Here is a 20079-nt window from a genome sequence, read left to right on the forward strand (position 1 = left end):
AAGAGGGGTACCGGAAATGACAGACAAGACCATCATCATGAAACGGCGCAGTTTCCTGACAGTCGCCGCAGGCGCGCTCGCCACACCCTATTTTTATACCGCGGCTTCCGCACAGGACCGCACCATGTATGTCGGCGTCTATAATTCGGCGCAGGGCGGGCTGATCAAGAAGGAAGTCATCCCGGCTTTCGAAAAGGAATATAAGTGCCGGGTGCTGACAACCGAAGGCGCGACGCTTGCCAATATCGCCACGCTGCGCGCCACCCGCGAAAATCCGCAATATAGCGTGATGTCGATGGACGATGTCGGCGTTCCCCAGGCCAAGGAGGAAGGCCTGATCGAACAATTGCCGATGGACGAAATCCCCAACCTCAAGAATGTCTATTCCCGTTATCTTTTCGAAGACAATTTCGGTGTCGGTTTTGCGATCTCTATCGCCGGCCTGTTTTACAATCCGACGACGGGCAAGCCGTTCGAGAGTTACGAACAGATGTTCGACAAGAAATATGCTCGCCGCATGCTGCTCAACACACCGAAGAACACGCAAAGCGTTTTGATGCTGATGGTGGCGGCCGCCCTTGCAACCGGCAAGCCACTGAAAGAAGCGCAATATGATACGGATGCCGGCTGGGCGAAACTGGCCGATCTGAAGCCGAACGTGCTCTCAATCTATGACGCGGAAGCGCAGACGATGATGGTGGCGCAGGGCCAGGCGGATTTCGGCGGTATCGAATATTCCAAGGCGGTTTATCCGCACACCAAGAAGGGCGTGCCGCTCGACATGACCTTCCCGAAGGAAGGCGCTTTCACCGGCATCAACTCCATCGCGCTGGTAAAGGGCGGGCCGCACCGCGATCTCGCGCTTGCCTATATCAACCGCATTCTCGACCCCGGCGTGCAGAAGATGCTTTCGGAAGCCACCCTCAGCGCGCCTTCGGTCAAGGATGTCTCGTTTGGCGAAGATACCGCGAAATTCCTCGCTTATCCGGAAGCGAAAATGGAATCGCTGAACCTCTTCACGCCGGACTGGAAATACATCATTCCGCGCCGCGCCCAGTGGCTCGAAAAATACAACCAGACTTTTAACGGCTGAGGAACGCTGATGAAATCCGTAGAAGTCCGCCTGGAAAGACTGACCAAACACTACGGCGGTCAGGTCGTTGCCGTCGATGATGTTTCGCTGACCGTCAAGGCAGGGGAGATTCTCGCGCTTCTCGGTCCGAGCGGATGCGGGAAAACGACCTGCCTTCGCATGATTGCGGGGCTTGTCGATCCCACCTCGGGTGAAATCGTGGTCGGCGGCAAGCCGACCACGCGCACCCCGGTTCACCGCCGCAACGTTGGCATGCTCTTCCAGAACTATGCCCTGTTTCCCCATATGACCGTTGCCGAAAACGTTGCCTTCGGTCTCGAGATGCGGGGTATCTCCAAGTCCGACCGGGAAGGGCGCGTTAAACAGGCGCTCGATCTCGTTCAGTTGCATGCCTTCGGAGACCGGCTGCCGGCGCAGCTCTCCGGCGGCCAGCAGCAGCGTGTGGCTCTGGCCCGTGCCCTGGTGATCGAACCTTCCATGCTGCTTCTCGACGAGCCGCTCGGCGCACTCGACAAGGGCCTGAGAGAAAGCATGCAGGTTGAAATCCGCAGCCTGCAGCAGCGACTTGGTCTCACCACCATCATGGTAACCCACGATCAGGACGAGGCCCTGACCATGGCGGACCAGATCGCCGTAATGCGGGATGGTAATCTCGAGCAGATCGCACCGGCCGGCGAAATCTACCAGAAGCCGCTGACACGCTTCGTCGCCGGTTTCATCGGCGCTTCGAACTTCTTCGAGGCGAGCGTGGCAGAGCGCAATGGTCGTTCCGCAAGGCTGGTCACCGGTTCGGGCGTGCGGCTCGATGTTGAGGATATTGGGGCGGTTCAGGGCGAAAAGGTCGTCGTCACCGTTCGCCCCGAAGCGATCTCGGTCTCACCGCTTGCGGTGGGCGTAGATGAAAACGCCAGCAATTCCACCACGGCGCGGGTGGAGCAGGTCGTCTATCGCGGTTTCATGCTGCATTACTATCTGCGTCTCGACAATGGCGAGCCGATGATCGCTTACCGGCAGACCCAGACGGAAGGTTTCACCAATGCCGTCAGCGCCGCCGGTGACCGGGTGAGACTGAGCTGGACGAGCGACAGCAACCACGTGATCCAGCTGAATTGATGGTTTTATGGCCGGGGCGCTCATGCGGCCCGGCTTGTGAAGGGCGCAAATCCACATCGTAATTGCATAGCCGGCAAAATTACGGCACCGCGCTCCTGAATGGAATGCGGTGCCGTAACTTTTGGTACGTCAGAATATGAGGCGTGCCCCCGCTTCAGGCGATCACTTCGCGAGCCGGCACGACGCTGCCGCCGCAGGCTTCCACTTCGCTACGCACCGTGCGGGCAAGCTCCAGCGAGCCGGGTGTGTCGCTGTGAACAAGGATCGACCGGGCGCGAACGGGAATGATCTCGCCCTCGATGGTCGTGACCGTGCCTTTTTCCAGAAACTGGCGCACCCGCGCGCGAACTTTTCCCTCTTCCTTGATGACGGAATTGGGCAGCTTGCGTGGCACGAGCTGGCCCTTCACATCATAGGCGCGGTCGGCGAGGAAGAGATTGAGCACTTTTAGCCCGCAATCCAGCGCCGCCTTTTCGATCAGCATGTCCGGCATCGAAAAGACGATGAGATTGGGATCGACCGCCCTGATCTTTTTCATGATCCGTTCGGCAAGCGCCGCATCGCGATTGATCATGTTGCCCATGGCGGCATGGAAGCTGATATGGGAGAGCGCAACCTCCTGCGCCCTGGCAATCGCCGAAAGCGCGCCGAGCTGGTAGAGAACCTGCTGTTCCATTTCTTCCGCGTCGACGGGAATTTCGCGGCGGCCGAAGCCGAGACGGTCGGCGAGGCCGGGATGGGCGCCGACGCCGACGCCGTTCTGTTTGGCCAGACGCACCATGCGCGCCATCATTTCCGGATCGCCGGCATGGAAACCGCAGGCGACATTCGCCGAAGAGACGACTTCCATAAGCTTCTCGTCGTCGCAGACCTTATAGACGCCGAAACCTTCGCCCATGTCGGAATTAACATCGATCTTCATGGTTCCCTCTCCTTGTTCTTCAGGATTATCGTTTTGTCAGCGTGCCGAGTGCGGCGGTAACCAGCGGCAGGGTTCTGCGGATATCCGCGAAATAGGCGTCGATCGCCTTCTCGATCTCCAGCGCCTCCCGTACCGTTGCCTGCACGAAGCGGATGCGGCTGCCGATGCGGGCCTGGCCGAGACGCCACAGGTCACTGTCGATGATGCCGGCCATCTTGGGATAACCGCCGGCCGTGTTGGCGTCGCTCATCTGGATGATCGGCTCGCCACTTGGCGGCACCTGAACCACGCCCGGGATGACGCCATAGGAACGTAGTTCCACGGGAGCCGAAAGGGTCAGCGGTGTTCCGGCCAGCCGGTAACCGGTGCGGTCGCTCTGTGAGGTGATTTTCCAGGCTTCCGACCAGAAACGTTCGGCGTTGTCGCCGAAAAGATCATGTTCGGCGGCTGGAATGGCTCTCAGCAGCAATTCGCCGGTGTCGGACACCGGAAACATGTCCGGCATCGCTTCTGCAAGCGGCGTAAGGCCAAGGCCGCTTGCAGGCAGAGCGAGTGACTCGGATGGCAGAACGGGCAACCTGTCGCCAGTGGTGAGATGCCGTCCTTCGTGACCGCCGAATGAGCCGCGAAGAGAAGTGCTGCGCGATCCCATCACCACCGGAACATCGACGCCGCCCTGAAGGCAGAGATAGGCCCGCGCATTTTTCAGCGGGGTCGAAAGCTCGAGGATTTGACCCTTCTCGGCCCGCACACACCAGTAAGGCGGTAAATCCGCACCATCGAGCCGTGCAGCGCAATCCGCGCCGGTTACCGCGAAGGTCAGCGCCTCTTCGAATTCGATGCGGAAAGGAAAGGTCTGGATTTCAATCGCCGCGGCCTCTTCGCCGTTGCCGGCGAGAAGATTGCCGACCCTGAGCGCAATCGGGTCCATCGCGCCCGTGGCGGTGATGCCGATATTGCGGTAACCCGCGCGGCCGAGATCCTGCACTGTGTTCAGCGGTCCGCAGGCAAGAATATGGATCATAGTTCGATCCTTTCGGGAAGGAAGCGAACCCGGTCGCCGGGCGCCAGCACAGCTGGCTGTTCGGCCGTGGCGTCGAACATGGTGATTTCGGTGAAACCCAGCGAATTCCAGCCGTTTGGCCCGGTCAGAACCGAGATGCCGGACTGCATGCCGCCGATCGTCACCATGCCCTTCAGCATGCGCAGCGAAGGGACTTTCTTGCGCGGCATGAAAATGCGTGGATCGAGACCGCCGAGATAACCGAAACCGGGCGCGCTGCCGACGGCGAAAACCGTATAGGTGCGCTCGAAGTGAAGGCGCACGACCTCCTTATCGGGTAGGCCGGAATAATCGCAGATCGCCGCAAGGTCGATGGCGTGTTCGCCGCCATAGGTCGTGGGCACTTCGATGGTCTTGCCGAGAAGATCGAGCTCCGCCGTCCTTTGCCAGAGGTCGAGAAGCTCGTCCTGCAGATGCCCGGCATCTTCAGGCGTACCGCGCAGCACGATCAGCAGGTTGGTCATGCCGGGTATGAGTTCCAGCACCTCGGGACGATCTTTCAGCGCACGCGTCAGCGCCCAGATACGCCGCTGGGCGGGCAGGTCCAGCTCGCCGGGCGCTTCGATCAGAAAGGTCCTGTTGCCTATCATCGAGATTTTCGGCAGGCCCAGATGGGCGGGGGTGAGGTGGGGCGTTTTCAGCGGGAGGTTGCTCATCGACGTCACCATCATGTTTCGGTCTTGAGAAGGGTGGAGCCATAGCCGACAAGCACACCAGTTTCCGCCACGATTTCGCTGACGGTGCCGGCTTTTTCGGCGATGACCGGAACAAGCACGGGTCCAGCCGCGATGAATGCGACGATCTCGCCTTTCGCTACGGATTGTCCTGCCTGAACCGCCCGGTCTGGGCGCTGCGGATGGGCGGCTGTGAAGATGCCGGCCATCGGTGCACGGGCAAGAATATCCCCCGCCTTTACCGGCGCTTTGGTCGCTTCAATGGGCTGCTGTGCCGCAGAGGCCTGACCGCCTGCCATGGCAACGATCTTCAGTGACCCATCGGGGGTCTCGATCTCGATGGCGGAGACGTTGTTGCGCTCGAGGTGAGCGGCAAGATCGGCAATCGTGCCGGGCTTGCTGTAGCGGGATATGGAAACAGGCTGTCGTTTCACTGGGCACTCCGCGCTGCAAGCCAATGTTCGAGGTAGTGAATATCCGTGCCGCCTTCGGAGAAGGCCGGGTCGTCCAATATTTCCCGATGTAGCGGCAGGTTGGTGGAGACGCCTTCGATGCGCATTTCGCCAAGCGCGCGGCGCATGCGCAGAATCGCCTGTTCGCGCGTCGGCGCGTGGACGATGAGCTTGGCGATCAGGGAATCGTAGTGGGGCGAAACCCGATAACCCGCCGTCACATGGGTATCGACCCGCACGCCGGGGCCGCCCGGCAGGTGAAGGGCCGTTATCAGACCGGGGCAGGGAATGAAATTATAGGGGTCTTCGGCATTGATGCGGCATTCGATCGAATGCCCTTCGCAGGTGATGTCTTCCTGCGAAATCTCGAGCGGATGGCCAAGAGCGACGAGAAGCTGCTGGCGCACCAGATCCACACCTGACGTCATTTCCGTGACCGGATGTTCGACCTGCAGGCGGGTATTCATTTCGATGAAATAGAATTCACCGTTTTCATAAAGAAACTCGAAGGTACCGACGCCGCGATAACCGATCTGGCGGCAGGCTTCGACGCAGCGATTGCCGACGAAAGCGGCCACATCAGGCGGGATGCCGATGGCAGGGCCTTCTTCAACGACCTTCTGGTGCCGGCGCTGCATCGAGCAGTCGCGCAGCCCCACCCAGACGCCGCCGCCCTGGCCATCGCAGAGAACCTGAATTTCGACATGACGCGGATGTTCGAGGAATTTCTCGATATAGAGTTCCGGCGTTCCGAAAGCACGGCTTGCTTCCTCGCGGGTGACGAGAACGGCATCCTGAAGGGCGGAAGCCTCTCGAACGACGCGCATGCCGCGCCCACCGCCGCCGCCGGCCGCCTTGACGATGACGGGATAACCGATGTCGGCGGCGATTTTCGAGACTTCGGCCATGTCATCCGGCAGGGCGGAATCGGGGCCCGGAACGCAGGGCACGCCAGCCTCCATCATCGCCCGCTTCGCTGCGATCTTGTCACCCATGGTGCGGATGGCGTCGGCGCGTGGGCCGATGAAGACCGCTCCCGCCGCCTCCACGGCCTCCGAAAAAGACGCTCTTTCGGATAGAAAACCATAACCGGGGTGAACCGCGCCAGCGCCGGTCAGCTCCATTGCGAGCAATATGGCCGGCGCGTTGAGATAGCTCTGGCCGGGAGAGGCGGGGCCGATGCAGATGGCGGTGTCGGCCGCCTTCAGATAATCTGCGTCCTTATCGGCTTCCGAATAGACCATGACGGTCTTCAGGCCGAGTTCGCGGCAGGCGCGTTGCACGCGCAGTGCGATCTCGCCACGATTGGCGATAAGGACACTGTCGAATGCTCTTTGTTCGGCCGCTGCCTTTGGGAGTGACGCGTTCATCATTCGAACTCCAGCACCGGCTGTCCGAGTTCGACATCTTCGCCGTCATTGGCAATGAATCTGGCGATCCTGCCGCTGCGCTCGGCTCTCACGGTGTTGAACACCTTCATTGCTTCGATGATGAAGAGTTCCTGTCCATGCCTGACCTCATCGCCGGCTTCGACGAAAGGCGGCGTGCCGGGGCTTGGCGCGCGATGGAAAAGACCGAATGAGGGCGCTGCGACGATGCCGGATGGTACCGGAGCGGTGACGGTGGAGGCCGGCGCCTGTTCTTCGGCGCGCGGTGTCTCGGATGCTGTTTGCGCCACCGGAACAGGCTGGGGCTGCGGGGATGGCGATTGCAGTGAAACGGCGCTGTTTTCACGAATGATCCGGACCGTGGTTCCCTCCTGGCTCACGGTCAATTCGGACACTCGCGAAGAGCCGACAAACTCGATCAGTTTCTTGATCTTTTCCAGATCCATATTGGTTTCCAACGTCTTTTTGTATCCCCACGGCGACGGGCAAACGGAGCGGAATCCGCAGCCTGTCCATCAGCAATAGCTACCATGTGGGCAGCATTAATGGGGTCAGACGAAGTTCCTATGGACACTGCTTTGAGGTTTGATATCCAGCCTTTGCGTGGTGAAACGGTTCAAAGACGTCCGAAGGAACGAACCATGGAACCCCGCAAAGGCATTCTCCTTAAAATCTCCGCAGCACTTGCTCTGGTGTTGATGGGCGCCTGTATCAGCGGTCTCAAGGGCGAGATCCCCATCGGCCAGGTCGTCTTTTTCAGGTCGGCGGTGGCCATGCTGCCGCTCTGTCTGTGGATGGCTTCGCAGGGCGGTTTCCGGAGGCAGGTGGCCACAAGCCACATTGGCGGGCATCTGGTGCGGAGTTTCTCCGGCACCGGCGGCATGGTTTTCAGCTATCTGGCGCTGGCCTATATTCCGCTCGCCGATGCTACGGCCATCAGCTACGCGACACCGCTCTTCACGGTCATTCTGGCGGTGCTGCTTTTGAAGGAAGTCGTCAGGATGTACCGCTGGACCGCGGTGGTCTTCGGGCTTTGCGGCATCGTGCTGATCCTGTCGCCACATTTTTCCTTCGATGTTGCGGATATCACTTCTGGCACCCGCGTCGCCATGCTCGGCGGCCTTTTCGGGCTCGCGGCGGCTTTTTTCTCCGCAATATCGATGATCCAGATCCGGCATCTGACGCAGACGGAAAATACCGGCGCGATCATCTTCTATTTCACCCTGCTCACCACCGTCATCGGTTTTGCGAGCATCGGGATGGGCTGGACAATGCCGACCGCGTGGCAATGGGCACTGCTGATCGGCACCGGTCTCATCGGCGGAACCGCGCAGATATTGGTAACGCTCAGCTTGCGTTATGCGGAGGCGTCGCTGCTGGCGCCGTTCGATTACACGACGATGATCTGGGCGCTGTTGATTGGGTACACCTTCATGGATCAGGTGCCGGCGCTCACCACCATTATGGGAGCATCGATCGTGGTTGCTGCCGGCTTGTTCACGTTATGGCGGGAAAGGCGGCTGCATAAAAAGCGTATCACCGATGAGCTTACGCTTTCGGCTCCGTGATGGGTTGTTTCGCCAGCCGGTTTTCGCGCCACATGGCGAACAGTCCGGCAGCAATGACTGTCAGTGCGCCGACGATGGTCGCGCCCGTCGGAACTTCGGCCATGAGGAGATAACCGAGGGCGATCGCCCAGATCATCGTCGTATAATCGAAAGGCGCGAGCAGCGAGGCCTGGGCATGCCGCAGGCTGAGCGTCATGGTGATCTGGCCGATGCCGCCGGCGAGGCCGCCGCCAGCGAGCAGCAGGAACTGGTGAAAATCCGGCATTTTCCATCCAAATATGATCGTGGTGAAGCCGGCGACAACTCCCGTCAGCGTATAGATGAGCACGATGCGTGACGGCTTTTCGATACTGTTCAGGTGGCGGACAGCGATGGAGGAAAAGGCAGCGCAAAGCGCACCGGTCAGTGCCAGTGCGGTTCCGATCATTGCAACGCCGTCGATCTGGGTCGGGCCTGATGCGGCATCAAAGACCAGATTGGGTGACAAGGTAATAAAGACGCCGATGAAGCCGGTGAGCACGGCGGACCATCGGTAAATCCGCACCTTTTCGCGCAAGAGCAGCGCTGCCAGCATGATGGTGAAAAGCGGCGTCGTGTAGCTCAACACTGTGACATTCACCAGCGGTAGATAGGCGAGCGCCAGAAAGCCGAAGAACATGCCGCCCAGCCCGGCCGAACTGCCCGCGAGCAGGCTGCCGATGTTTTTCCGGGCCGGCACGGTTATCCGCTCGGACGAGGCGATGAACCAGAGACAGAGGGGAATGAGGGCAAAAAATCCCCGACAGAAGACAACTTCGCCAACCGGGATCGCCCCGTCCAGGCCCTTCACACAGGCGGACATGACTGTGAATGCCAGCATGGCCGTCAGCTTGAGCAAAATACCGGTCTTAGGATCCATTCCGCTCCCCATCGCAGCCAGGACCGTGTCATGGGGAAGAAGCAGAGAAAAGCCTTAGCCGGCTGTCATAAGAATCTTGTCTTACCCCATCACTTGCCCCATTGCCCACCTTCCGCGGAAAAGGGCTTTTTGCCCTAGGTCATGGCGGCGATTTGGTGTCATGATGACCTCTTGAACCGGCGGGAGGTGGAAGCGGGCATGTTGGATTTGCGCAGGCTGCGATATCTGGTCGCGATTGCCGATTGCGGCTCCATGTCGGCTGCGGCGCGGCAATTGGGGATCGCCCAGCCGGCGCTCAGCCACCACATCACGGAACTGGAGCGGCTGGTGGGTTTTTCCGTGCTGCACCGGCTGGCGCGCGGCGTGAAGGCGACGGAGAAGGGCGAAGTGCTTCTCGCCCATGCCCGGGAGATCACCGAGAAAGTTCGGCAGGCGGAAGCGGAAATTCGCGCCATGGCCTATCTGGATGAGCGGGTGATCCGGCTGAGCCTCATCCCCTCCTGGGCCACGGCCTTTGCACCAAGCATCATCAGTGAAGTTGCCGCTTCGATGCCCAAGGTTTCGCTGCGGCTGATAGAGGCACGCAATGATGAATCGCTGCGACTCATTCGTCTTGGCAAGGTGGATATGGCGGTTGCGCTTGTCGGTGCGGAAGAGAAGGCCGACGATCTCATCGTCAAGGAGAGCTTGTTTGCAGTTTCCTCAAGGCCACTCGGCCGGTCGATGCCGCTTGAGGCTGCGGCTCAGCTCAATCTGATCCTGCCGCCGAGGGATAATCCGCTGCGCGAATCGATAGACGAGGCCGCTACCCGCGCCGGTATTGGCCTGAATGTGACGATGGAGATAGACGGGCAGGATACGATCAAACGTGCCGTCGGCGCCGGCATCGGTGCGACGATCCTGTCATGGAATTCGGTTCAGCAGGAGCAGGAGGCCGGCCAGCTTCAGGCCGCGCATATAACCGATCCGGTTATTTATCGCTCCATCCATCTACTGAAGGGCAGGGAGGTGGATGAGCGCACCTTCAGGCTGTTTCGGGACCTGCTGCGGTCGGTCGCAAGGCGCGAACCTTCTTTCAACCCATAAAAGATTTGTATGGATAGTTTGAAAACTCGGTATTTGTGTTGTTGATGGCTTGTTCCTAGCCTCCCCGGTGAAAGCGTATCGGGGAGGAAAAGATATGCGTTTGAAGACATCTCTGCTTGGTGTGTTGGCGGCAGCGGGAATCTTTGCTGCGGGAGGGGCGGCGGCGGAATATCCGGAGCGGCCGGTGACGTTGGTCATCGGTTATCCGGCCGGTGGCGGCACCGATATCCAGTCGCGGGCGCTGGTGCCCTATCTTGAAAAATATCTCGGCACATCGGTCGTGGTGGAAAACCGCGAAGGTGCCGGCGGGCTGATCGGCGCAACCTATATCGCCAATGCCAAGCCTGATGGCTACACCATCGGTGCGTTGAATTTTCCGTCCATGTATTCGCCGATCGTGCAGGGCAACGCCAGCTACAAGGAGGACGCCTTCACGCCGCTCGCAAACCAGATCGGCGGTGATCTGGCGCTGACCGTCAACAAGGTGTCGCCGATCAAGACCGCCAGGGAATTCGTCGAAGCGGCCAAGGCGAACCCGGTCGTCGTCGGCGTGACCGGCATCGGTCATCCGAGCCAGATCACTGCTCTGCTGTTTGAAGATGCGGCGGGCGTGAAGCTCAACTTCGTACCCTTCAATGGCGGCGGACCGGCAAGGCTCGCCATGCTTGGTAACCACGTCACGCTCGGTTTCATGAACCTCAACGAGGTTTTTGCCGACAATCGTTCCGGCGCACTTCGTGTACTGGCCACATCAGGTACCGAGCGCTCGCCGCTTTCACCTGACGTTCCGACTTTCAAGGAGGCCGGCTACGATGTTCAGTTCAGCCTGCTTGCCGGTTTCGGAGCGCCCAAAGGTCTGCCTGAGGATGTGGAGGCAAAGTTGGTTGATGCCTTCCAGAAGGCGCTGAAGGACCCGGATTATCTTGCCGACGCCAAAAAGCGCGAACTGACCATGCTGCCGCTGACCCAGGCCGAATTTGCCGAGGCGCTCAAGAAGGGCAACGCCAATCTGGCCGAGCTCTGGAAAAGCAAGCCCTGGACAAAATAAGCGGCCGGTACCGACCGCTTCTCTCACCCCTAATCAAAATGACGCTTGGGCCGCGTTTGGTCCGGGCATGACCCACTGTTGAAAGGAACCCGGCCAATGGCCCATGTCATCCGCAATTTCCAGCGCCCTTCGAGGGCCGATGTCGAGGCGATCAGCAAGTTCAGCCCCGCCACCATTCATGAGGCGCAGGGCAAGCTTGGCGCGCTCGATTATCGTATCAAGCCGATCAAGCCGGGCTTGAAAATCTGCGGCCCTGCGATCACCGCGAAATGCCATATCGGCGACAATCTGATGATTTTCGAGGCCATCAATCTGGCAAAGCCCGGTGACGTGCTGGTCATCGATGGCGGTGACAATCCCAATCAGGGCGGCTTCGGCGATGTGCTGGCTGCCGCCTGCATCGGCAAGGGCATTGTCGGCTTCGTGGTCAGCGCCGCCGTGCGTGATGGAAAGGGTCTGCGCGAGATCGGTTTCCCGGTTTTCTCACTCGGCCTTTGCATGAAGGGCACCTCAAAGGACACGCTCGGCACCATCAACCATCCGGTCGTGGTGGGCGGCGAATTGATCAGCCCCGGCGATATCGTCTGCGGTGATGATGACGGCGTTGTCGTCGTTCGCGAGAGCGATATCTCGAAACTCGTCAAGGCCTGCCGGGAGCGCGACGATCACGAGAACCACATGATGGAACTGCACCGTCAGGGCAAGATGGATATCGAGGATCGCTACGAAATGATGCGCTCGAAGGGATGTGTCTGGGCCGACTGAGCCAGCAATCCGGCATCTGAATACGCCGTGTCGGGAGGCGCGGCGTATTTCTCAATATGGAGGGGAGATAATCATGGCCGAACACGGCTCGAAACTGACGGCGAATATTCTGTCCGGGGCTTTCTTTCTGGTGGCCGCCGCGGGGCTTTATTACGGCGCGCGGCCGCTGAGCATGAGCACTAATTTCCAGCCCGGACCCGGCTATATGCCGACGGTCATCGCGGCTTTAATGTTCGCACTCGGCATCACGCTGCTTTTGCAGGATTTGCTGGGGAAGACACCGTCCGAAGCCTGGGTGGCGCCGAAAATGCGTCCGTTTCTGGCGGTCGCCGGCATTGTCGGTTTTGCGCTGCTGATCGAGCCATTGGGCTTCATTGCCGCCGCTTTCGTGCTGATCGTGCTCGCCTGCATCGCCTATGGCAGGATCCGGCCGGTTGAAGTTCTGCTGCTTTCGGCGGTGCTCATTCTTGCCTGCATCCTCATTTTCGTTGTCGGCCTCGGACAGAGGATACCGTTGCTGCCATGACCGATCTTCTTTCCAATATCGTTCTCGGTTTCGGTGTGGCCGTCACGCCGATAAACCTTTTTTACTGTCTGCTCGGCGTCACGCTCGGCACGATGATCGGCATCCTGCCGGGCATCGGCCCTTCCGCCACCGTCGCGCTGCTTCTGCCCATCACCTATACGATGCCGGATACGGCGGCGCTGATCATGCTCGCGGGCATTTTTTATGGCGCGCAATATGGTGGCTCGACAACGGCGATCCTCGTCAACCTGCCGGGCGAATCCTCGTCCGTCGTCACCTGCATCGATGGTTATGCAATGGCCCGGCAGGGCAGGGCGGGTGTGGCGCTGGCCACGGCGGCGCTCGGGTCGTTTTTTGCTGGAACGGTAGCGACTGTCTTGATCGTCGTTGTCGCAAAGCCGCTTTCTGCCGTTGCGCTCGCCTTCGGGCCGGCCGATTATTTCAGTCTCGTGATCTTCGGGTTGCTGTTTGCCGTGTTCCTGTCGAGCGGATCACCGGTCAAGGCGGTCGGCATGGTCGCGTTCGGTATCGCGCTCAGCCTCGTCGGCATCGATCCGACATCCGGGGAGCAAAGATTTACCTTCGGCATGGCGGAACTGTTCGACGGTATCGACTTCGTCGTGCTTGCCATCGGGTTGCTCGGCGTCAGCGAAATTCTCTTCAACCTGCAGCAGGGCGTGGAGCGGGATGCAGGGGCAGCAAAGACCGGATCGCTGATGCCGACCCGGCAGGATTTCAAACAGGCCTTTCCCGCCGTGTTGCGCGGTACCGCGCTCGGCTCCTTCCTCGGCGTGCTGCCCGGTGGTGGTGCGATCATGAGTTCGTTCGCGAGTTATGCGCTGGAACGCAAGATCGCCAAGGATCCGTCCCGGTTTGGCAAGGGCGCAATCGAAGGGCTGGCGGGGCCGGAAAGCGCCAATAATGCCGGCGCGCAGACCTCCTTCATTCCGCTTCTGACGCTCGGCATTCCCGCCAACGGGCTGATGGCGCTGATGGTAGGCGCGATGATGATCCAGGGCATTACACCGGGACCTGAAGTCATGCAGTCGCGGCCAGACCTTTTCTGGGGGCTGATCGCCAGCATGTGGGTGGGCAATCTGCTGCTTCTGGTGTTGAACCTGCCGCTGATCGGCATCTGGGTTCGCCTTCTCGGCATTCCCTACCGGTTTTTGTGCCCCGCCATTTTGATGTTCTGCGCCATCGGCGCCTATGGCCTGTCTTACAGCGTCGTCGATGTTCTGTTCTGCGCGGTCTTCGGCATCGTCGGCTTCTTCCTGCGCAAGATTGGCTGTGAGCCGGCACCTCTGGTGCTGGGCTTCGTGCTTGGTCCGCTTCTGGAACAGAACATGCGCCTCGGGCTGCTGATCTCGCAGGGTAGTTTTTCGACATTCGTCACCCATCCGATCAGCGCCACCCTGCTCGCTTTGTCTGCCATCGTCGTCATCATGATGGCGATGCCGGCGATCATGCGCCGCCGCGAAGTGGTATTTCAGGGTGACGAGGACTGACAATCAATCGAGCCGGCAATGCCGGTCAATCAAAGGTGAACCATGCATATTCTTATAATCGGCGCGGCCGGAATGATCGGCCGTAAATTGACACAACGCCTTGCCGCGGATGGAACGCTTGGCGGTGTGAAGATCAGCCAAATGACGCTGACGGATGTTTTCGAGCCGGTTGCACCGAAAGGTTTTGGCGGCACGGTGACCCTCGAGCGCAGCGATCTGTCGAATGCCGGCGTGGCCGAAAAGCTGATCGCAAAACGGCCGGATGTGATCTTCAATCTCGCCGCCGTGGTTTCGGGCGAGGCGGAGGCCGATTTCGAGAAGGGCTATCGTATCAATCTCGATGGCGGACGTTCGCTGTTCGAAGCCATTCGACTGGAGCATCAGAAGGACGGATACCGGCCGCGCGTGGTGTTCTGCTCGTCGCTCGCCGTGTTCGGCTCGCCATTCCCGAAGGTGATCGGCGATGAGTTCCTGACGGCTCCGCTGACCAGCTACGGTACGCAGAAGGCGATCGTGGAGCTTTTGCTCGCGGATTATAGCCGTCGTGGTTTCTTCGATGGCGTCAGCATCCGCTTGCCCACCATCTGCATCCGCCCCGGCAAGCCGAACGCGGCCGCCTCCGGCTTCTTCTCCAATATCCTGCGCGAACCGCTGGTGGGCCAGCAAGCGGTGCTGCCCGTTGCCGATACCGTGCGCCACTGGTTCGCCAGCCCGCGTTCGGCCGTCGCCTTCCTGCTGCGCGCCGCGACCGTCGATCTTTCCGGGCTTGGCGTTCGTCGCAATCTCATCATGCCGGGGCTTTCGGCCACGGTTGCCGACGAGATCGAGGCTCTGCGTGCCTTCGCTGGGGAAAAGGCTGTGGCGCTTATCAAGCGTGTTCCCGACGAGCGGATCATCCGGATCGTCGACGGCTGGGCCGAGGATTACGATCCGCAGCTCGCTCTGTCCCTCGGCTTCCGGGCGGAAACATCCTTTGCCGAAATCATTCAGGCGCATGTGGAAGATGAACTGGAAGGGAAAACAGCATGAGTGGGGGAAAGATCGCGCTCGTCACGGGTGGAGGAACAGGCGTCGGCAAGGCGATTGCCGAGGCGCTTCTGGAAGATGGTTACAGCGTTGCGATCACGGGGCGGCGGCGTGAGATTCTGGACGCCGCTGTCGGCGAATGGCGCGAACATCGAGACCGCGTTCTGGCCGTCGCGGCCGATATTTCCGTTCCGGCCGATGTCGAACGGCTGTTCGCCGAGGTCACCGGTCGTTTCGGCCGTCTCGATCTTCTGGTCAACAACGCCGGCATGTCGGCACCGGCGGTCCATATCGAAGACGTGCCGTTCGAAACCTGGAACGCGGTGGTCGGGGCCAACCTCACTGGCGCTTTCCTCTGCACGCAGGCGGCGTTTCACCAGATGAAGGCGCAGTCACCACAGGGCGGGCGCATCATCAATAATGGCTCGATTTCGGCCACCACGCCGCGTCCGCGGTCCGCGCCTTACACAGCGACCAAACACGCCATTACCGGACTTACAAAATCCGCCGCTCTGGACGGTCGGGCGTTCAACATCGCCTGCGGGCAGATCGATATCGGCAATGCCAGCACCGAGATGACCCGCGCCATGGCGACCGGCGTGTTGCAGGCGGATGGCAGCACCGCCATTGAGCCGACCATCGACGCCGGCATCGTCGCCAAGGCCGTGGTCCACATGGCCTCGCTGCCACTTGAAGCGAATGTGCTGACCATGACCGTGATGGCGAGCGGCATGCCTTTCGTCGGTCGCGGCTAAGGAGCGCGCATGAAGCCCGATCTTCTGCAAACCTATCCGCTTCAGCCACAGATAGAAGCTGAACTGCAAAAGCGCTTCCGGGTCCATCGATGGCACGAAATATCCGACAAACAGGCGTTTCTGCAGGCGGAGGCGGCGTCGATAAAGGCTGTCGTTACCGGCGGCCATATCGGGGTCGCCCCTGAACTCGCTGCCTGCCTGCCCGCTCTTGAAATCGTCGCGATCAACGGCGTCGGCTTTGACAAGGTCGATCTCGATCAGGCCCGCGCACGCGGCTTCAGGGTGACGAACACACCGGATGTGCTGACCGAAGATGTGGCCGATCTTGCCATCGGTCTTTGTGTCATGCTGCTGCGCCAACTCGTCAATGCGGACCACCATGTCCGCTCCGGTGCATGGAAAAGAAGCGAGATGCCGCTCGGCAACAAGGCCTCGCGGCGGCGTTACGGCATTTACGGGCTTGGCCGCATAGGTCGTGCCATTGCGGTACGGTTGGAGGCTTTTAATGCGGAAATCTTCTATTTCAGCCGACAGAAGCAGGACGTGGCCTATGAATATCATTCGACAGCGGTGTCACTCGCGAGTGCGTGCGATGTCCTGATCGTCGCAGCGGCGGCGACGTCGGAGACGAAACATGTCGTCAACCGAGAGGTGCTGGAGGCGCTGGGGCCGGACGGGGCCCTCATCAATGTCGCCAGAGGATCGCTCGTCGATGAAAAGGCGCTGGTCGATATTCTCATGGCGGGTGGGTTGAAAGGTGCGGCGCTCGATGTCTTCGAGAACGAACCGCATGTTCCCGAGGCACTGTTCGGCATGCGCAATGTGGTTCTCACACCACATATCGGCGCTGCGACCCATGAAACGCGGCTGGAAATGGGCGCTCTGGTTCTCGCTAATCTGGACGCTCATTTTGCGGGGAAAGATTTGCCGACGCCGGTCGTCTAGGCGATTTCGCCGCTTGGGGCGGTGGCGCGGCGGTTGTGCCTTTTCGCCGGCCGGACTGATGCAGTGTCGAAAGTAGCGCTCGCATCCATCATCCATACAAGTTGCTTATTACTCCAAAAAAAATCGGTCTTAGGCAAGCGATGAAAGCTTCACTAATGTTTGGTCAACGATAGGGGACAAACATGCCATTCTCAGACTACAAGACCGCACTCGTGACCGGCGCATCTTCCGGAATTGGCGCCGCCGTTGTCGAGCGCCTTTGCCGTGAGGGGCTGGAAGTCCATGCGGTTGCCAGAAGTGCGGATGCTCTTAATCAGTTGGCGAAGCGCACGGGCTGCTTTGCCCACGTCATTGATGTGACGGACCGGCCGGCGCTTGCGAAGCTCACCAGTGAGGTTGCATTCGATGTCCTCGTCAACAATGCCGGCGTCGATCGTCCGAAGAAGTTTCTGGAGGCGGATGAAAGCGATATCGATCTGCTGATCGACGTCAACCTGCGCGCCGTGCTGCATCTGTGCCGCATGGTAGTACCGGGCATGGTGGCGCGCGATCGTGGCCATGTCATCAACATCTCTTCCATCGCCGGCAATTACAATTTCGGCGGCAACTCCATCTATCATGCCAGCAAGGCGGGCGTGGCGATGCTGTCCAACCAGCTGCGCATCGATGCTTTCGGCAAACGCGTGCGGGTAACGGAAATCTGCCCCGGCCGCGTCGCAACCGATATCTTCAACCATGTGCATGGTGATGATCCGAGCATTCGCGAGCGCTTCATCGATGGTTTCGAGCTGCCGCAGGCATCCGATATCGCTGAAGCGATTGCCTTTGCCATCGCTGCGCCCGTGGCCATGAATATCGGCCACATGGAAATTACCCCGACGCTTCAGGTCATGGGCGGGCTGCAGACTGCCAAGCCACAGACGATTGAAAGTCGACCGGCTGAAAATAAGGCCGCGGCGGGCGGAGCCGGAGGAAAAGTCGCGTGAGCGGTTTTGACCTCTGGGCAATCCTGAGCAATGCGGACTACGTCTCGATGCTTTTGCATGGCATCCAGATGACGTTCATCATCTATGCCGGCTCATGGCTGCTCGCCATGTCGCTGGCCATTGTGCTGCTTGCCATTCGCCTGTCACCTTTCCGCTTCGGTGATCCGCTGGTGGCGGCCTATGTTTCCTATCACCGCAACGTTCCGACACTCGTGCAGCTGATGCTGTGGTATTTCGGCGTCTTCACGCTGCTGCCAAGCGGATTGGCCAACTGGCTTTCCAGCCACAATGCCGAAGCGATCTTCGCCATTATCGGTCTCGGCCTCTGTCAGGCAGCCTATTTCAGCGAAGATCTGCGCTCCGGCGTGCGTTCCATCAATCCCGGCCAGATGGAAGCGGCGCGTGCGCTCGGGCATAGCTATGTCTCGGCCATGCGTTTCGTCATCATGCCGCAGGGCGTTCGCAACGCACTGCCGCCGCTGATCAACCACAGTACCTCGCTGTTCAAGAACAGCAGCCTCGGCGTCCTGATCGGCGCACCGGAACTCACCCATGCGGTCAAGGAAGTCGAAAATCTGAGCTTCCGGACGTTTGAAGTCTATCTGGTCGCCACCGTGCTTTATCTGTTCTTCTCGCTGCTGATCATGGGTCTCGGAGCCTATATCTCCATGCGTGTCGATCCACTGCGGAGGGCACGGGCATGATCCATGACATGATCGCAATCGTGCAGGATTACTGGCTGCTTCTGCTGATTGGCCAATATCCGAACGGCCCACTGGGCGGCCTTGCCAACACGCTCATCCTGTCGGCGCTCAGCATCGCGCTCGCCTTTCCCGTCAGCATCCTGATGGCGCTGGCGCGGCTGTCGAAATGGCGGCTCCTGCGCTGGCCAGTCACCGCCGTGGTGTATTTTACCCGTGGCGTTCCGCTGCTGATGCTCATCCTCTGGAGCTATTTTCTCGTTCCGCTGTGGACCGGGGCGGATGTGCCGAGCTTCGTTACCATGCTGGCGACGCTCGTCATCTATCAGGGCGCTTTCATGAGCGAGGTTGTGCGCGCTGGCATCGTATCGCTTGGGGCCGGACAGATGGATGCGGCGCGGGCGCTGGGGCACGGATATTTCAGCGCGATGCGCTATATCATCCTGCCGCAGGCGCTCTACAACATGATCCCGAGCCTCATTTCGACTTTCGTGTCCACCATCAAGGACACGACGCTTGGTTATGTCATCAATGTGCCGGACCTGACTTTTGCGGCGAACCAGGTGAACAACCAGCTCCTGACACAGCCTTTCCAGGTCTTCCTCATTCTGGCGCTGGTTTATTACATCATCTGCTGGTCGCTGACCCATGTCGCCAATCTTCTCGAGCGGCGCATCGCCCGCCGGCGGGCAGGCCCGCGCGGCAAGCTCGCGGCAGACGCACCGGCCCCCGCCAATATCGTTACGGAGCAGCTATGACCGCGCCAGTTTCCGCCACTCAGGAATACACCATCACGCTTTCGCAGGTCTGCAAAAGCTATGGCGATTATCAGGTGCTCAAGGATGTCAACGAAAACGTCACCCGTGGCGAAGTCGTTGTCATCTGCGGACCGTCGGGCTCCGGCAAGTCCACCCTCATCCGCACGATCAACCGTCTGGAGGAGATCAGCAGCGGCTCGATCATGCTGGATGGCAGGAACATCCATGCCCAGATGCGCGCAAAGGAGCTGAATGCCCTGCGCAGCCGGGTGGGTTTCGTCTTCCAAAGCTTCAACCTCTTCCCGCATCTTTCAGTGGTCGAGAATGTCTCCATGTCGCCGATCCGGGTGAAGGGCGTTTCTCCGGCTGTTGCCCATGACAAGGCGCTGAAGCTTCTTGATCGCGTTGGCCTGGCCGACAAGGCCAGCTCCTACCCGGCCCAGCTCTCCGGCGGCCAGCAGCAGCGCGTCGCCATCGCGCGGGCGCTTGCCATGGAACCGCCGGTCATGTTGTTCGACGAACCGACGTCTGCGCTCGACCCGGAAATGGTCGGCGAAGTGCTCGCTGTCATGAAGAGCCTCGCTGCCGAAGGCATGACAATGCTCTGCGTCACCCATGAAATGGGCTTTGCCCGTGAAGTGGCTGACCGCATCTGGTTCATCGACGCCGGGCGCATTCTCGAGACTGCCAAACCGGACGAGTTTTTCAAAAATCCGCAACACCCGCGTGCCCAGCGTTTTCTCGCTGATCTCAGGCACTAGGGCGGAGCTGGCGACAAATATGAGCGGTTTCGCAAAAGAACGC

At 60.0% G+C, this 20079-nt stretch carries 22 protein-coding genes; 15 read left to right on the forward strand and 7 right to left on the reverse strand.

Annotated features, from left to right (window positions below; genetic code table 11):
• The first annotated feature begins 16 nt into the window (after positions 1–16).
• A complete protein-coding gene (locus M0412_RS13135) occupies positions 17–1093 on the forward strand; it encodes an ABC transporter substrate-binding protein (RefSeq protein WP_269698905.1) in 1077 nt (358 codons plus the stop codon).
• Between the two features lie 9 nt (positions 1094–1102).
• On the forward strand, positions 1103–2206 hold the full coding sequence (locus M0412_RS13140; RefSeq protein WP_142841678.1) for an ABC transporter ATP-binding protein: 1104 nt from the start codon (positions 1103–1105) through the stop codon (positions 2204–2206).
• 154 nt (positions 2207–2360) lie between these two features.
• Here M0412_RS13140 and M0412_RS13145 read toward each other — a convergent pair whose 3' ends face one another.
• Genes M0412_RS13145 through accB form a run of 6 tightly spaced genes read right to left on the reverse strand, consistent with a single transcriptional unit; the run spans position 2361 to position 7151 of the window.
• Positions 2361–3128: a 5-oxoprolinase subunit PxpA gene (locus tag M0412_RS13145; RefSeq protein WP_142841677.1), complete on the reverse strand. Its 768-nt coding sequence runs from the start codon at positions 3126–3128 to the stop codon at positions 2361–2363.
• Between the two features lie 25 nt (positions 3129–3153).
• Complete coding sequence (locus M0412_RS13150; RefSeq protein WP_142841676.1) at positions 3154–4152, reverse strand: biotin-dependent carboxyltransferase family protein; 999 nt, start codon at positions 4150–4152, stop codon at positions 3154–3156.
• A complete protein-coding gene (gene pxpB / locus M0412_RS13155; RefSeq protein WP_135396973.1) occupies positions 4149–4862 on the reverse strand; it encodes a 5-oxoprolinase subunit PxpB in 714 nt (237 codons plus the stop codon). Before pxpB ends, M0412_RS13150 begins: the two co-directional genes overlap by 4 nt.
• A complete protein-coding gene (locus M0412_RS13160; RefSeq protein ID WP_142841675.1) occupies positions 4859–5299 on the reverse strand; it encodes a biotin/lipoyl-containing protein in 441 nt (146 codons plus the stop codon). The genes pxpB and M0412_RS13160 overlap by 4 nt, the downstream gene beginning before the upstream one ends.
• Complete coding sequence (gene accC / locus M0412_RS13165) at positions 5296–6690, reverse strand: acetyl-CoA carboxylase biotin carboxylase subunit (RefSeq protein ID WP_142841674.1); 1395 nt, start codon at positions 6688–6690, stop codon at positions 5296–5298. Before accC ends, M0412_RS13160 begins: the two co-directional genes overlap by 4 nt.
• A complete protein-coding gene (accB, locus tag M0412_RS13170; RefSeq protein ID WP_142841673.1) occupies positions 6687–7151 on the reverse strand; it encodes an acetyl-CoA carboxylase biotin carboxyl carrier protein in 465 nt (154 codons plus the stop codon). The genes accC and accB overlap by 4 nt, the downstream gene beginning before the upstream one ends.
• Positions 7152–7346: 195 nt before the next feature.
• Here accB and M0412_RS13175 point away from each other — a divergent pair, with 195 nt between their 5' ends.
• Positions 7347–8273, forward strand: a complete 927-nt coding sequence (locus M0412_RS13175) for a DMT family transporter (protein WP_269698906.1) — start codon at positions 7347–7349, stop codon at positions 8271–8273.
• On the opposite strand, the gene M0412_RS13180 is transcribed toward M0412_RS13175, so the two are convergent.
• Positions 8254–9171 carry a DMT family transporter gene (locus M0412_RS13180; RefSeq protein ID WP_269698907.1) on the reverse strand — a complete coding sequence of 306 codons (918 nt, stop codon included), beginning with the start codon at positions 9169–9171 and terminating at the stop codon, positions 8254–8256. The two genes, M0412_RS13175 and M0412_RS13180, sit on opposite strands and share 20 nt — an antisense overlap.
• 198 nt (positions 9172–9369) lie before the next feature.
• Here M0412_RS13180 and M0412_RS13185 point away from each other — a divergent pair, with 198 nt between their 5' ends.
• From M0412_RS13185 to M0412_RS13240, 12 genes are all read left to right on the forward strand, one after another.
• Positions 9370–10257 carry a LysR family transcriptional regulator gene (locus tag M0412_RS13185; RefSeq protein ID WP_269698908.1) on the forward strand — a complete coding sequence of 296 codons (888 nt, stop codon included), beginning with the start codon at positions 9370–9372 and terminating at the stop codon, positions 10255–10257.
• Between the two features lie 94 nt (positions 10258–10351).
• Positions 10352–11305 carry a tripartite tricarboxylate transporter substrate binding protein gene (locus tag M0412_RS13190; protein ID WP_269698909.1) on the forward strand — a complete coding sequence of 318 codons (954 nt, stop codon included), beginning with the start codon at positions 10352–10354 and terminating at the stop codon, positions 11303–11305.
• Between the two features lie 96 nt (positions 11306–11401).
• Positions 11402–12070, forward strand: a complete 669-nt coding sequence (locus M0412_RS13195) for a 4-carboxy-4-hydroxy-2-oxoadipate aldolase/oxaloacetate decarboxylase (protein WP_269698910.1) — start codon at positions 11402–11404, stop codon at positions 12068–12070.
• A gap of 73 nt (positions 12071–12143) precedes the next feature.
• Entirely contained in the window at positions 12144–12596 is a 453-nt protein-coding gene (locus tag M0412_RS13200; protein ID WP_269698911.1) for a tripartite tricarboxylate transporter TctB family protein, read from the forward strand.
• Positions 12593–14104 (forward strand): tripartite tricarboxylate transporter permease, encoded by a 1512-nt coding sequence (locus tag M0412_RS13205; protein WP_269698912.1) that lies wholly within the window; start codon positions 12593–12595, stop codon positions 14102–14104. The genes M0412_RS13200 and M0412_RS13205 overlap by 4 nt, the downstream gene beginning before the upstream one ends.
• A 42-nt stretch (positions 14105–14146) precedes the next feature.
• A complete protein-coding gene (denD, locus tag M0412_RS13210) occupies positions 14147–15133 on the forward strand; it encodes a D-erythronate dehydrogenase (protein WP_269698913.1) in 987 nt (328 codons plus the stop codon).
• Entirely contained in the window at positions 15130–15885 is a 756-nt protein-coding gene (locus tag M0412_RS13215) for an SDR family oxidoreductase (RefSeq protein WP_269698914.1), read from the forward strand. Before denD ends, M0412_RS13215 begins: the two co-directional genes overlap by 4 nt.
• A gap of 9 nt (positions 15886–15894) precedes the next feature.
• The gene (locus M0412_RS13220) at positions 15895–16830 is read left to right on the forward strand and encodes a 2-hydroxyacid dehydrogenase (RefSeq protein WP_269698915.1); all 936 of its coding nucleotides are present in this window, start codon (positions 15895–15897) and stop codon (positions 16828–16830) included.
• A 182-nt stretch (positions 16831–17012) separates the two neighbouring features.
• Positions 17013–17816, forward strand: coding sequence for an SDR family oxidoreductase (locus M0412_RS13225; RefSeq protein ID WP_269698916.1), 804 nt, complete (start codon positions 17013–17015; stop codon positions 17814–17816).
• Positions 17813–18520, forward strand: a complete 708-nt coding sequence (locus tag M0412_RS13230; protein ID WP_269698917.1) for an amino acid ABC transporter permease — start codon at positions 17813–17815, stop codon at positions 18518–18520. Before M0412_RS13225 ends, M0412_RS13230 begins: the two co-directional genes overlap by 4 nt.
• Positions 18517–19275: an amino acid ABC transporter permease gene (locus M0412_RS13235; RefSeq protein ID WP_135396999.1), complete on the forward strand. Its 759-nt coding sequence runs from the start codon at positions 18517–18519 to the stop codon at positions 19273–19275. Before M0412_RS13230 ends, M0412_RS13235 begins: the two co-directional genes overlap by 4 nt.
• Entirely contained in the window at positions 19272–20036 is a 765-nt protein-coding gene (locus M0412_RS13240; protein ID WP_142841661.1) for an amino acid ABC transporter ATP-binding protein, read from the forward strand. The genes M0412_RS13235 and M0412_RS13240 overlap by 4 nt, the downstream gene beginning before the upstream one ends.
• Positions 20037–20079: the final 43 nt, after the last annotated feature.

Source organism: Agrobacterium sp. O3.4 (genome assembly GCF_041414895.1).
GTDB classification, from domain to species: Bacteria; Pseudomonadota; Alphaproteobacteria; order Rhizobiales; family Rhizobiaceae; genus Agrobacterium; species Agrobacterium cucumeris.